The 13,079-nt window shown below is 65.5% G+C and carries 10 protein-coding genes and 2 tRNA genes; 5 read left to right on the plus strand and 7 right to left on the minus strand.

Annotated elements, in window-relative coordinates; translation table 11 throughout:
- Positions 1–119: 119 nt before the first annotated feature.
- A complete protein-coding gene (locus HUW43_RS03950) occupies positions 120–725 on the plus strand; it encodes a DUF3800 domain-containing protein (RefSeq protein ID WP_188236187.1) in 606 nt (201 codons plus the stop codon).
- A 51-nt stretch (positions 726–776) separates the two neighbouring features.
- On the opposite strand, the gene rpoZ is transcribed toward HUW43_RS03950, so the two are convergent.
- The gene (gene rpoZ, locus HUW43_RS03955) at positions 777–1,121 is read right to left on the minus strand and encodes a DNA-directed RNA polymerase subunit omega (protein WP_188236188.1); all 345 of its coding nucleotides are present in this window, start codon (positions 1,119–1,121) and stop codon (positions 777–779) included.
- Positions 1,122–1,256: 135 nt separating this feature from the next.
- On the opposite strand from rpoZ, the gene HUW43_RS03960 reads away from it, so the two are divergent.
- Complete coding sequence (locus tag HUW43_RS03960; protein ID WP_188236189.1) at positions 1,257–2,447, plus strand: phospholipase D-like domain-containing protein; 1,191 nt, start codon at positions 1,257–1,259, stop codon at positions 2,445–2,447.
- Here the strand turns inward: HUW43_RS03960 and HUW43_RS03965 are convergent.
- Positions 2,444–3,082, minus strand: a complete 639-nt coding sequence (locus HUW43_RS03965; protein ID WP_188236190.1) for a class I SAM-dependent methyltransferase — start codon at positions 3,080–3,082, stop codon at positions 2,444–2,446. The genes HUW43_RS03960 and HUW43_RS03965 overlap by 4 nt on opposite strands.
- A gap of 145 nt (positions 3,083–3,227) precedes the next feature.
- On the opposite strand from HUW43_RS03965, the gene HUW43_RS03970 reads away from it, so the two are divergent.
- Positions 3,228–4,541, plus strand: a complete 1,314-nt coding sequence (locus tag HUW43_RS03970; RefSeq protein WP_188236191.1) for an MFS transporter — start codon at positions 3,228–3,230, stop codon at positions 4,539–4,541.
- 69 nt (positions 4,542–4,610) lie between these two features.
- On the opposite strand, the gene HUW43_RS03975 is transcribed toward HUW43_RS03970, so the two are convergent.
- Positions 4,611–6,932 (minus strand): CDC48 family AAA ATPase, encoded by a 2,322-nt coding sequence (locus HUW43_RS03975; RefSeq protein ID WP_188236192.1) that lies wholly within the window; start codon positions 6,930–6,932, stop codon positions 4,611–4,613.
- A gap of 143 nt (positions 6,933–7,075) precedes the next feature.
- Between HUW43_RS03975 and HUW43_RS03980 the strand changes: the two genes are divergently transcribed.
- Entirely contained in the window at positions 7,076–7,954 is an 879-nt protein-coding gene (locus HUW43_RS03980) for a LysR substrate-binding domain-containing protein (RefSeq protein ID WP_188236193.1), read from the plus strand.
- 28 nt (positions 7,955–7,982) lie between these two features.
- Here the strand turns inward: HUW43_RS03980 and HUW43_RS03985 are convergent.
- The 3 genes from HUW43_RS03985 to HUW43_RS03995 all read right to left on the minus strand — a co-directional run bounded on the left by HUW43_RS03985 (position 7,983) and on the right by HUW43_RS03995 (position 9,536).
- Positions 7,983–8,057: transfer RNA gene (locus HUW43_RS03985), tRNA-Thr, on the minus strand.
- 237 nt (positions 8,058–8,294) lie between these two features.
- The gene (locus HUW43_RS03990) at positions 8,295–8,609 is read right to left on the minus strand and encodes a DUF1905 domain-containing protein (RefSeq protein WP_188236194.1); all 315 of its coding nucleotides are present in this window, start codon (positions 8,607–8,609) and stop codon (positions 8,295–8,297) included.
- A gap of 6 nt (positions 8,610–8,615) precedes the next feature.
- Positions 8,616–9,536: a peptidylprolyl isomerase gene (locus HUW43_RS03995; RefSeq protein ID WP_188236195.1), complete on the minus strand. Its 921-nt coding sequence runs from the start codon at positions 9,534–9,536 to the stop codon at positions 8,616–8,618.
- Between the two features lie 132 nt (positions 9,537–9,668).
- Between HUW43_RS03995 and HUW43_RS04000 the strand changes: the two genes are divergently transcribed.
- Positions 9,669–9,759 (plus strand) — tRNA-Ser (locus HUW43_RS04000).
- Positions 9,760–10,064: 305 nt separating this feature from the next.
- Here the strand turns inward: HUW43_RS04000 and HUW43_RS04005 are convergent.
- The gene (locus HUW43_RS04005; protein ID WP_223181265.1) at positions 10,065–12,932 is read right to left on the minus strand and encodes an EAL domain-containing protein; all 2,868 of its coding nucleotides are present in this window, start codon (positions 12,930–12,932) and stop codon (positions 10,065–10,067) included.
- Between the last annotated feature and the right edge of the window lie 147 nt (positions 12,933–13,079).

Here is a 13,079-nt window from a genome sequence, read left to right on the forward strand (position 1 = left end):
AGGGATGCCGCAACAACGGATAAAGGAGCGATCATGCGGTCAGGTTTAGCGTCCAAGGCCCTGTCGGCACCGACCCGGCCCGCCCCGGCGGCGACGCGGGGTCCGGCAGCAGGCGCGCGATGACGATTTATTGCGACGAATCGGGCGGACTCAACGCCGGCGCGATGACCTTTTCCGCGGTGATGCTGACGCCCGAGGCCGCCGCCGACATCCACGCGCGCTTTCGCAGCGTCACCGGGCTGCGCGGCGAGCTCAAAGGCAGCCGCATCAGCCTTGTCGAACGCGCCTGGTTGCTCGAACTCTTCGACCGCGCGGGCGGCCGCGCATGGGTCGCGGTGGCCGAACGCGACCGGCTTGCGCAGAGCTCCGGCGGCAGGCTGCCGAGCGACCTCGATCTCTATGCCGCGCTGCTCGACCTCGCGATCGGCCGCTGGCTGCCCGAAACGGGCGGCGTCTGCACCGATGTCGTGATCGACGACGGACGCTACGATCCCGATATCCTGGGCCGTGTCCGCGCCGAGATCCAGGCGGGGCTCGGCCAGTGGGGCCGCGCCTCGCTCGCCGACAGTCGGCGAAGCGAAGGCGTCCAGATCGCCGATGTCATCGCCAACAGCCTGTTCAACATCGCTGTCAAATCGCCACGCGCCCGCCGCATACGGACGATCCTGAATCCGCTGATCGAGACAGGGGCGATCCGCGTCGCCAACCTCACCGCCATGCCATAGCAAAAGGGCCGCAGTTTCCTGCGGCCCCGTTGGCGATCCATTCGCTTCGATTTATTCGAAGTCGCCGCCGCCGCCGGCGGGGCTGCGCGGCGGCGCCGCTGCGGTCAGGCGCAGCGCTTCGGCCGAGCGGCTGATCGAGCTGATTTCATCGGGCGTATCGTCGTCGTCAATGACGACCTTCTGCATCGACCCGACGAGCGCTTCCTGCAAATCCTTCGGACGGATCGTCTGCTCGGCGATTTCGCGCAGCGCGACGACGGGATTCTTGTCGCGGTCGCGGTCGACGGTCAGCTCCGAGCCGCCCGAAATTTCGCGGGCGCGATGCGCGGAGAGCAGGACCAGGTCGAAACGGTTGGGAACTTTGTCGACGCAATCCTCGACGGTAACGCGGGCCATGATATTTCCTTAAACGGGAGAGGCCAGCCCTGTATGGGGCATGGCGGCAAGCGCTGCGCGCTAGCAGGCTCGGCTTCGCCTGTCAACGAACGCGCCGCCCTTGCGGCACGTGACGATGCCGGCCTATGAACGGGCATGACCGCCCCCTGCCCCACCGCCGATCCGATGCAAGGGCTGACGGCAGAGGTCGCGGAGCACCGGATCGAACTGATCCTCGATGGCGGCGAACGGCTGGCGCGGCTGATCGCGCTGATCGACGGCGCCGCACGCAGTATCGACCTGATCATGTATATTTTCGAAAGCGACGCGGCCGGCCTGCATGTGCTGCGTGCCCTGACCGCCGCCGCACGCCGGGGGGTGCGCGTGCGTGCACTGATCGACAGCTTCGGGTCGGGCGACACCCCCGACGCCATGTTCGCGCCGCTGCGCGAAGCGGGCGGCAGCGCAACCTTCTTCTCGCGCCGCTGGCGCTCGACCTATCTCATCCGCAATCACCAGAAGCTGATCCTGATCGACGACGCCATCGCCATCACCGGCGGCTTCAACATCGCCGACGATTATCTGAGCCCGCCGCGTAGCGATTGCTGGTTCGATATCGGCATGGTGATTGAGGGACCAAGCGTCGCGCGCGCGGTCGACTGGTTCGCCGAAATCCACGATTATACCGTCCATCACGACGGCAAGCTCCTGATTCTGCGCCGCCTGATCCGCGAATGGCCGGTCAATGGCGGCCCGGTATCCTGGCTCGTCGGCGGGCCGACACAGCGTCTGTCCCCATGGGCGCGCGCGGTGCGCGCCGACCTCGACGGCGCGCGCCAGCTCGACATGGCGATGGCCTATTTCTCGCCAGGACAAGGCCTGCTTCGCCGCCTCGGCCGCGTCGCGCAGCGGGGCCGCGCGCGCCTTGTCATGGCGGGCAAGTCCGACAATGGCGCAACCATCGGCGCGTCGCGCCTGCTTTATGGCTATCTGCTCCGCAAGGGGGCCGAAGTCTGGGAATATCGGCCGTGCAAGCTGCACATGAAGCTGATCGTCGTCGACGACGTCGTCTATATCGGCTCGGCCAATTTCGACGTGCGCAGCCTGTTCGTCAATGTCGAGCTGATGGTGCGGATCGCCGATGCGGGCTTTGCGGCGCAGATGCGGCACTTCGTCGCGGATCTCCGGCCCGATTGCGAGCTTATTACGGCCGAAGCGCACAAAGGGCGCGCAGGCTGGTGGACGCGGCTGCGCTGGACGCTCGCCTGGTTCGTCGTCGGCGTCGCCGATTACACCGTGTCGCGCAAACTCAACTTCGGCCTCGGCGATCCTGACCCCGACGTTTAATCCTTCCACCCCCAGAAGAGGAAGCAGGGCGGGACATTGACCCACTCGAACGCCTGGTCGATGCGCGCGAAATGCGCGGCAAGGAAATCGCGCGCGCGGGCGCGGAACTGATAGACGAGGAAGGCGCCGCCGGGGCGCAAAATGCGGTGAGTCGCCGCGGCGATCGCCGGGCCGACCCCGGCGGGCAGCGTCGAAAAAGGCAGGCCCGACAGCACATAATCGGCATGATCGAACCCGTGCGCGCGAACGATTGCCTCGACGTCCGCGGCGGAGCCATGAACCGCGATAAAGCGGCTGTCGCGGATATCCTTCCGCAAATAATCGATGAAATCCTCGTTCGTGTCGATCGCGATCAAGGTCGCGTCGCCCGCCATCCGTTCGAGCACCGGTCGGCAGAAGGTGCCGACGCCGGGGCCATATTCGACGAACAATCTGGTATTCTTCCAGTCGACGGGTTTCAGCATGTGGCCGATCAGCGTCGGCGACGACGGCACGATCGATCCGACCATCACCGGATGCTTGATGAACCCGCGCACGAACATGCCCCACGGCCCGAAAAAGCGCTTCATCCCCTCGCGCAGTCGGCGGACCAGCGGGGCTTTGGTTTGTTGGGCCTGCGCCCGCGGATTGGTCATAATGGCTTTCGCGTTGTTGGGTCGGTCGATTGCGTGGCAAAATCAGGGGCGTCGCGCAAGGAAAGAGTCTGTCTTGACTCTGGACAGCGGGGCTTTGGCGTGTAGGGAGAAGCGGCACTATCGACCGGAAAACCAGGGGGCGGACATGGCGACGGCATCGCATTCCATTCCCCCCGACCGCATGGCGGTGCTGTTTGCGGTGATGCTGGTCGCGGCGGCGGGCAACACCGCTATGCAGTCGATCCTGCCCGCGATCGGTGCCAAATTGCACATCCCCGACGTGTGGGTCAGCCTGGCGTTCAGCTGGTCGGCCCTGCTCTGGGTGCTCACCGCGCCGCACTGGGCGCGCCAGTCGGACCGGCGCGGGCGCAAGGCGCTGATGGCGCTGGGCGTGATCGGTTTCCTGTCGTCCATGGCGCTCTGCGGGCTCGTCCTGTGGTCGGGGCTTCAGGGCTGGCTCGCGGCGGGCATGACCTTCATCCTCTTTGCGCTGTTCCGCAGTCTCTACGGCGGGCTGGGCTCCGCCGCGCCGCCCGCGGTACAGGCCTATGTCGCCGCGCGCACCGACCCCGAACAGCGCACGCAGGCGCTTTCGCTCGTCTCATCCTCCTTTGGCCTCGGCACGGTGATCGGCCCCGCGGTCGCGCCCTTCTTCATCCTTCCGGTCGTCGGTCTCGCGGGGCCGCTGCTCGTTTTTGCGCTCATCGGGCTCGCCGTGCTCATCGCGCTGCGCTGGCGCCTTCCCAACGACGTCCCGCGCTTTGCCGCGCGCGGCTCGATCATGTCCTATCCGACCACCGGCGCCGCATCGCAAGCCGCCACGGACGAGGAAGGAGTCGACGAAGCCCAATCCCCCGACGGAGGCACGCCGCTGTCCGAGCCGCTGCGCTGGACCGACAGGCGCGTCCGGCCCTGGCTGGTGGCGGGCTTCCTCGGCGGGCAGGCGCAGGCGATGGTGCTCGGCGTGATCGGCTTTCTGATCCTCGACCGGCTCAACCTGCGGATGCATCCCGACGAGGGCGCGGCGATGACCGGAATTGTGCTGATGGCAGGCGCCTTTGCAACCTTGCTCTCGCAATGGGGGCTGATCCCGCTGCTCAAAATGTCGCCGCGCACCGCGGTGCTCGGCGGCGCCGCGCTCGGCGGCGCGGGGACGCTGCTCACCGGTCTTTCATACGATTTTCACGGCATCATCATCGGCTTCGCGCTCGCCTCGCTCGGCTTCGGGCTGTTCCGTCCGGGGTTCACCGCCGGGGCATCGCTCGCCGTGCCGCGCCGCGACCAGGGCGGGATCGCGGGGATGACCGCTTCGATCAACGGATCGGCCTATATCGTCTCCCCCGCGATCGGCGTGCTCGTCTATAACTGGCACCCCATCGTGGCCTATGCCCTGATGGCGAGCCTCTGCGGCTGGCTCGTGCTCTGGGGCTGGTCGGCGCTGCGCCCTTCGACGGCTTGAGTCGTTGCCCATCCTGCTCCGCCATCCGTCGGTCATCGCTGATGCAAAGGGGATCAGCGCCGTCAACCTCTAGTCCCGCGGCTCCTCATGCTTCCGGTCGCGGACGGGCTTCAGCATTCCTGGCGCGAAAAAGCCGATGGGGTCGACGCTCATCGCCTTCTGCTTGATCTCGCCCTGGATCTTTTCATAGTCGCGCTCCATCGCCTCGGTGACCGACGCGCGAGTATCCTTGAGCGCGCTTTCGAAATCCGCCATCGTCACGACCTCGCTCGTCATCGACCGCTTGAGCGCGGCCAGTCCCGCGCGACGCACCAGATCCTCCAGGTCGGCGCCGGTGAACCGGTCCGCGCGTGCTGCCAGCGCGTCGAGGTCGACATCCTCCGCCAGCGGCATCTTTGCCGTGTGGATTTCCAATATCCGTTTGCGGCCGCCCGCATCGGGCACCGACACATAGATCAGTTCGTCGAGGCGTCCGGGGCGCAGCAACGCGGGATCGATCAGGTTCGGGCGGTTGGTCGCGCCGATCACGACGACCGACTGCATCTCTTCGATCCCGTCCATTTCAGCCAGGATCGTGTTGACGACGCGCTCGGTCACCTGCGGCTCGCCCGACGTCCCGCTGCCGCGCGCGGGAACCAGGCTGTCGAGTTCGTCGATGAAGATGATCGTCGGCGCGACCGCGCGCGCCCGCGCGAACAGCCGCGCGATCTGCTGCTCGCTTTCGCCATACCATTTGGACAGCAGGTCCGACGATTTGATTGCGATGAAATTGGCGTCCGATTCGCGCGCCGCCGCCTTCGCAAGCAGGGTCTTGCCGGTGCCCGGCGGGCCATAGAGCAGGAAACCCTTGGCCGGGCGGATGCCCAGCCGCCGGAAGGCTTCGGGGTGCTTCAGCGGCAATTCGATGCCCTCGATCATCTTGTCGCGCGCCGCGTCGAGCCCGCCGATGTCGGTCCAGCGCGTCTTGGGCGCCTGCACCATCACCTCGCGCATCGCCGATGGCTGAACACGTTTCAGCGCGTTGTTGAAGTCGGCGCGCAGCACGCTGAGTTCGTCGAGCACCTCGGGCGGGATCGTCCCGTCCTCCAGGTTCAGCTTGGGCATGATTCGCCGCACCGCCTCGATCGCCGCCTCGCGCGTCAGCGCGGCCATGTCGGCGCCGACAAAACCAAAGGTGGTGCGCGCCAGTTCGTCAAGGTCGACATCCTCGCCCAGCGGCATCCCGCGCGTGTGAATCCCCAGTATCTCGCGCCGTCCCTTTTCGTCGGGGACGCCGATCACAATCTCGCGGTCAAAACGGCCGGGCCGTCGCAGCGCTTCGTCGATCGCGTCGGGGCGGTTCGTCGCCGCGATGACGACCAGATTGGTCCGCGGCTCCAGCCCGTCCATCAGCGTGAGCAATTGCGCAACGAGGCGCTTTTCAGCCTCGCCCTGCACCTGTCCACGTTTCGGCGCGATCGAATCGATCTCGTCGATGAACAGGATCGACGGCGCGGCCTTGGCCGCCTGCTCGAAAATATCGCGCAGCCGCTTTTCGGACTCGCCATAGGCGCTGCCCATGATCTCCGGCCCGTTGATCAGGAAGAATTGCGCCTCGCTTTCGTTCGCGACCGCGCGCGCAAGCCGCGTCTTGCCCGTTCCCGGCGGGCCGTGCAGCAGTACGCCGCGCGGCGGATCGACGCCGAGGCGGCGGAACAGCTCAGGATAACGCAGCGGCAGTTCGACCATCTCGCGCAACTGGTCGATCGTCTCGCCAAGGCCGCCAAGGTCGTCATAGGTAACGTCGGTGCGGCGCGCGTCTTGCGGCTCCTGATATTCGGGGAGCAGTTCGACCTCGGTATTCTCGTCGATCGTGACGACGCCCTTGGGACTCGCCGACACGACGAGCAGCCGCACTTCGGCCAGCGCATAAGCCGGCGCATTGAGCATCTGGCGCAGCTGTGGCGGCATGTCGCCCGCCGACAAGCGCTGCTGCCCTGCGGTTGCCACCGTGTCGCCCGCGACGAGCGGACGACCGAAAAAACTGCGCTTCAGCGCGTTCGCCGAGCCTTGCAGCCGCAGATTCTCCTGCGCGGGCGCAAAGACGACCCGTGTTGCCGCGCGCGTTTCGACGCGGCTCAGAACCACCACATCACCCGCGCCCGCTCCGGCGTTGGCCCGCTGAAGCCCATCGAGGCGGATGACGTTCAGGCCCTCGTCCTCGGGATAGGGGGCGACGACGCGCGATGCGGTGTCGCGCTTGCCGCTGATCTGCACGATGTCGCCTTCGCTGACGCCCAGCGCGGCCATCGCCGCGCGCGGAATGCGCGCGATCCCGCCGCCGCTTTCCTCGGCGCGGGCGTTCGCAACCTGCAATTTGACCTGTTTTTCTTTTACCGCTGCATCGGCCAAAGCGTGTCTCCCGCAAAATGGTCAGAATGCCGAAGATAGGAGGTCGGTTCCCGATTTGCGACCCCCCGGCGCGCGGCGATTCATGCCGCAGCGCACAAAACTATGGCATGTCCCGCGCGCCCGTGTCATCAACCGCGGTCGTTATGCCCCGCCTTCCTCCCCTCAGCAGCATGGAAGCCTTTCTGGAGGTTGCCCGTCACGGCACGGTCAAGGCGGCCGCGATCGAGCTGGGCCTGTCGATGCCCGCGCTGTCGCGGCGGATCCAGACGCTCGAACATGCCATCGGGCGCCCGCTGTTCAACCGCCACCATCATGGGCTCAGCCTGACCGAGACGGGGCGCACGCTTCAGGGACAGCTTTCGCCGATTCTCGACGAGCTGCGCGCGGTCATCGCCCAGGCGGGCAGTCCCGATGCGTTGCTACGCCTGCACCTCAACGTCCTGCCGCTGTTCGCGCAGCAGCGGCTGTTCCCGCGCCTGCCCGAACTCAGGCGCCAGCATCCCGAACTGCATATCGACATCGACACCATGTCGCATGCCGAGGCGCGGCTGGGCGACGGCATCGACGCCGCCATCGCGCTCGCCCGCTCGATCGACCCGGCGCTCTACGCGGCGCGGCTCGACCAGGACAGGGTGTTCCCGATTGCCGCGCGGACGCTGACCGACGGCGACCGGCCAATCACCGTGCCCGAACAATTGCAACGCATGACTGTGTTGTTGCACCGCGAAATGCCCGAAACCTTCACCGAATGGAAAAAGGCGATCGGCATGCCCTATCTCGAACCCGCGGGGATCGATTATTTCGATTCGGGGCCTCTGATGCTCGAGGCCGCGGCCCAGGGTATCGGCATCGCCTTCATGCATGGCCATCATTTCGACGACGCACACGACCCGCGCCTCGTGCGCCTGTTCGACTATGACGTCGACAGTCCCTACAGCTACTGGTTCGTCTGCCGCCCGCGCGCGCTGCGCCAGCCGGCGGTCAAGCTGTTTCACGACTGGCTGCTCGCCGCCAGAATCTGACGCTCCGTCTATCGCGATCCAGGGGAAATGGTGCTGCTGGACAGGATTGAACTGTCGACCTCGTCATTACCAATGACGCGCTCTACCACTGAGCTACAGCAGCAACCGGGCCGTCGTGCAAAGCGATGCGCACGGGGCAGGCGCGGCCTATGGCGGGGCGTCCTTCACCTGTCAAGGTGCGAGGCTTGACGACTGGATGATTTCGCGGGCATGGCCGCATCCGTGAGCAAGACGCCCTCCCCCGCCGATCCCGAACGCGAACGCCGTTTGGCGGAGGCGCTTCGGGAAAATCTGCGCAAACGCAAGGCACAGGCTCGCGAGGCAAAGCGCGAAACGCCGCCTAAAGACTGACGCTCACCGTCACGTCATCGCCTTCGGCCAGCCCCTCGGCCTTGCGCACCGCGGCCTTGACCGGCAACAGCCATCCGCCGCTTTCCCGATGCGGAAAGACCGAAGTGGTCCAGCTTGTATCGCCGATCGTCGCGCGCACCCTGGCCGATCCGAACCCGCGCCGCCCGTCGAGCCATTGTCCGCCGATCGCCGCCAGCCGGATGCCGTCGGCCGCCTCGCCCGTGATGGTCACAAAGAACCAGGCGGCCGGCGCCGTCGCCGATTGCCAGCGCCACAGCGGCGTCGTGACGGTGAAGGATTCCAAGCGGCCTTACTTCGCTCGAACCGCGCGCACCGGGACCGGGATGTTGCAGATGTCGGCGCCGCCCGCAGGCGTGATGAAAAAGGGATCGCGGCGGTTGGCGCGGGCGTCGGCATATTTCGCAAAGCTGCCGCTCTCGGTGGACAGATACTCGAAACGCGGCTGATCGGCCTGCGGCAATTGGGTGGCGAGGCGGATCGAGACGATCGGGACGCGCTCGGCTTGCGTTTCATAAAAGCCCAGCCCGCCCGTGCCGCGCGGCAGGCTCGACAGATGCTCGATCCCGCTGATCACGCGGCCGACGAGGGCGATATTGCGGTCAAGGTGGCGCGGGGCGTGGCCGATGACGGTGTAAAGTTCCGCGCCGCTGCCGGTATCGGGCGACAGGTTGCGGCCCACGCCGACCATGGCATAGCAATGGACCGGCCACATTGCATCGGCAGTCCACGCAACGGGCCACCCCGCCAGAACGCCGTGATGCGGCGCATATGCACCATTGGCAGACGGTAACCAAGTGGTTCGACCGCGCTGTCGCTGCGAAAGATATTCACTCTCCGGCACCGTCACCAACCCGTCGGGCAACGCCTTCTTCTCGGTCGCATCGCCCCATTGGACGACATAATTGTCCTGCACCCGGTTGATGCTCGTCCCGTCCCACCAGCGGGCGGCGGCAAGCTTGCGGATATTGCCGATCCAACCCTGGCTGAACGGCGCGGGCATCAGCTGGATGACGATGCGGCGCGCCTTGCCCGCGACGTCCGGTGCCAGATCCATCACCAGCAGGTCGGACGCCGGAATCGCGACCCAGTCGGCCGCGGGCGCCGCATCGACGATTTCGCCGGGCGATGGCGCCGCAGCCGGCGCGTCCTTTGCAGCGACAGGAAGGGCCAGGGCGAAGGCCGCGACGGCGGCAAGCAGGCGATGGGTCATGCGTCCTGTCTGCCACGGCCAACCCGCTTGCGAAAGCCCCGTCAACCGACTAGGGCGCGCCTTCCAGTGCGAATTGGTTCGGCATCCGATTCACGCTCCGTGCTTTGCACGAAACGACCGGGTGCATGATGCGGAGCGGTGGCCGAGTGGTCGAAGGCGCTCGCCTGGAAAGTGAGTATACGTCAAAAGCGTATCGAGGGTTCGAATCCCTCCCGCTCCGCCAACATCTCAATGCGAATCAATGGGATGGACCTCACGGGGCCAGAAAATCCCCAGCTTCCGCGCCATTTTGCCGGTGGCGACCGAACCTTGGAGACTGCCGGAACCGGTAAATTCGGTCTCTGATCGGATTTTGTCTCTTTTCACCCGAACCCCTGCTGAAAAGGTTCGGTCTCGAAAAGTGACGGTTTTCTGAGGGTTTCGCGGTTTGGGGCAGCCGAACCTTTGCTGCCCTTTTCTGCTTGTCGGGTTGTTTCACAACCGGCGGTGCGAGCAAGCAGTTCGCCTATTTCGTGCTGTTCAGCAGCATCAGCGACCGTTAAGTTGTCGACCGACCCTGTCAGCCGGCACAGCGGGCGAGTAGAGGAAGCCCTGCATCAACTGGCAGCCCATCGAGCGCAGTTGCCGGGCCTGGATGCGGTTTTCCACTCCCTCGGCCACCACTTCGAGATTGAGTTTCCTCCCGAGCCGGATCAGAGTGTCCACCACGGCCTGATCACGGGGATCGGCGTGAAGGCTGGCGATGAAGCTGCGGTCGATCTTCAGCCCCTGTATGGGCAGCTCACGCAGGTGGACAAGCGAGGCATGGCCGGTGCCGAAATCGTCGAGAACGACCTGCATCCCTTCCGCGCAGAGCCGATCGATCGAGCGTCGCGCGCTTTCAGCGCCACGTCCGAGAAAGACCGTTTCGGTGACCTCGAGCTTGAGCAGCCTGCTTGGGATACCCGAGGTGGCCAGCGATCCGAGCAGGGTCTCGGCAAAATACGGATTGCCAAGATCTGCCGCGGTCGCATTGAGGGAGACCGAACCGAAGTCGATGCCCGCATCTAGCCAGGCTGCCATGTCGCGCACAATCGACTCCAGCATGGCGCGGCTGAGCGCGGTCGCCAGTTCGGGGTCCTCGAAGGCGGCCATGATGGCTGACGGCTGTAGGCATGAACGGGAACCTGGCCGACTGAGGCGCAATAGCGCTTCATGACCGGCAATGCGGCCATCGTTGACGCAGACGATGGGTTGATAATGGGGCGTGATCGCCGAGCGCGTGATCGCTTCGCGCGCGCGGCGGACCATCGCGGCGCGCGAGCGCATTTCAGCGCGATGTTCGGGCACGAACCGCACCGCCGTGCCGGGATGCTGACGCTTGGCGGCATAGAGTGCCATGTCGGCTGCCTTGAGCAGGTCAGCCGAGGTCAGGCCGTCAGCCGGCCATGCCGCCAGACCCATGGTCGCCTTGCCGTCAAGCAGGCGATGGGCATGGGAGAAAGGCTGCCGCAGGTCTTCCAGAATGCGGTTGGCCATGGGCAGTAGATCGGTTCCGTCGGCCAGGCCGCCAATTATCAGGGCAAATTCGTCGCCTGCCAGACGGGCGCAGAACACATTGTCGCAAACGAACGTCCCAAGCCGCCTTGCTACCTCGAACAAGAGGGCATCGCCGGCGTCGTGTCCGAAGGTATCATTGATCTGCTTGAACCCGTCGAGATCAAGGATCATCAGGCCGATGGCAGTGTTCTGTTGGGCGTTCCGGATGATCCAGGCGTCGAGCGTCTCGATGAACTGGCGGCGGTTGGGAAGCCCGGTCAGAGCATCGACGGTGGCCGCCTCTTGCAGGCGCCGCTCGCTTTCCAGATGCTGGGTCATGTCGCGGGAAATGGCGAGCAGCTTCACTGGCCTTCCGTCCGGTCCCGGGATGGGCGAGACGATCACATCCCAGGCTCGCTCCGCGCCGGTGAGCGTCGGACACCATCCGGAAAACCGGCCTGTCCTGCCTGCTGCCGCGCGCTTGATCGCTCGTCGGATCGTGCCGCGCCTGGAGGCAGGCCAGAATGATGTGAGCGGTCGGCGGAGAAGCACTTCGGCATGAGAAGCACCAAGCGCCTGTCGACCGATTTCGTTGATGAACAGCAGCCGGCCTTCCAGATCGAGAAGCTTGATGCAATCGTGACTCGAGGCGACGATCGAGCGGTTGAGTGCCTCGCTTTCAGTCAGCGCCTTGTGCATGGCCTTGCGGGCGGACAGATCCTGGAGCGCACCGATCATCCGGTGAGCCTTGCCGACACCGTCGCGCATTAAGATGGCGGTCACCAGCACCTCGGCATAGCTGCCGTCGGCCCGACGGAAGCGATGCTCGCTGACATAGTGGTTGCTATCACCGGCCAGGAGTCTGGCCATCTCGTCCACTACGCGGGGGGCATCGTCGGGGTGGATCTGCTCCATCCACCATGCGCTGTCGGTTGTGAGCTGGCCCGCCTCATAGCCTAGCACACCGCCGAATTCGCCATGGCAGACGATCCGACGTCGGCTCAGATCGTGTTCGTAGATGATGTCCATCGTCGCCTGGCAGACCAGGCGATAGCGTTCCTCCGCCTCGGCCAAGGCCTCGCGCATCAGGATCGTTTCGGAAATGTCGAAGATGAAGCCCTCGATCTCGCTCGGCTCACTCCGGTTGTCGCATAGCGGCACGCCGCGCTCGTAAACCCAGCGAACCCGGCCCTGCCGATCGAGGATGCGATAGCGGATATCGAAGCGCCGGCGCTGGGCTACGGCTTCGGCTACCTCGGCGCGCACCATGGCGCGATCCTCGGGATCGATCAGGCTTTCCCAGTCCTTGCCTTCGAGGAACTCGCGCGGGGGGAAGCCGGTGATGGTTTCCACCTCGGCGTTGACGAAGGTCAGCCGCCAGGGCGGCTCGAGACTGCATCTATAGCAGATGCCGGGCAGGTTGTTGACGATCGCCTCGAGGTGGTGTTGGTGTTCGATGGGCCGTGGCCACGGTTGCCGCCCGGCCGTGACGTCGAGCACGATCCCGCTCGCCAGGCCCTGCCCTTCGTCGACCCTGCCCAGCACGAAGGCCTGCAGCACCCTGCCGGGCCGGACGATCTCGACATGGCTGGACTGTTGAGCGGCATCGGCGGCCGGGAGTATTTCCACGGTCGCGCGGACGCCAGCACAGAGATCGGCAACCTGAGGCAGGCCGACCGGCAGCGCTACCGACGGCGCCACGCCCAGCATGGCCGCAGCCTGCTCGTCGCAGCGGATCACTCCTTTGGCCAGGTCCATCCGCCAGACACCGATATCGGGATCGCTCGAGGCGTTCGACGTTAAATGTCCGATATTCTCCGGCTGTCCGAATTCTTCTGGCCAGCCTATTTGTCGCTTTACGACCCGACCAAGTTCCATTCCGGCTGTTCTCCCCTGCCGAGCGATACCCCCAAATTATTAAGGAGTTGATGCACCCGGACATCTGCGGTCCCCACAGCAAATGCCTGCCCGCAGATTAGGGTCCGGATCTGTAATTGCAGAGCTAGGCGGTGCGATCCCTCGAGG

This window comes from Sphingopyxis sp. LK2115, assembly GCF_014595975.1.
Taxonomy (GTDB): Bacteria; Pseudomonadota; Alphaproteobacteria; order Sphingomonadales; family Sphingomonadaceae; genus Sphingopyxis.

Excerpts from the sequence above, each read along its gene's own strand:
- HUW43_RS03960 (WP_188236189.1), top strand. The coding sequence starts at position 1,257 with ATGACCGCCCCCTGCCCCACCGCCGATCCGATGCAAGGGCTGACGGCA.
- rpoZ (WP_188236188.1), bottom strand. The coding sequence starts at position 1,121 with ATGGCCCGCGTTACCGTCGAGGATTGCGTCGACAAAGTTCCCAACCGT.
- HUW43_RS03995 (WP_188236195.1), bottom strand. The coding sequence starts at position 9,536 with ATGACCCATCGCCTGCTTGCCGCCGTCGCGGCCTTCGCCCTGGCCCTT.
- HUW43_RS03950 (WP_188236187.1), top strand. The coding sequence starts at position 120 with ATGACGATTTATTGCGACGAATCGGGCGGACTCAACGCCGGCGCGATG.
- HUW43_RS03965 (WP_188236190.1), bottom strand. The coding sequence starts at position 3,082 with ATGACCAATCCGCGGGCGCAGGCCCAACAAACCAAAGCCCCGCTGGTC.
- HUW43_RS03970 (WP_188236191.1), top strand. The coding sequence starts at position 3,228 with ATGGCGACGGCATCGCATTCCATTCCCCCCGACCGCATGGCGGTGCTG.
- HUW43_RS04005 (WP_223181265.1), bottom strand. The coding sequence starts at position 12,932 with ATGGAACTTGGTCGGGTCGTAAAGCGACAAATAGGCTGGCCAGAAGAA.
- HUW43_RS03980 (WP_188236193.1), top strand. The coding sequence starts at position 7,076 with ATGCCCCGCCTTCCTCCCCTCAGCAGCATGGAAGCCTTTCTGGAGGTT.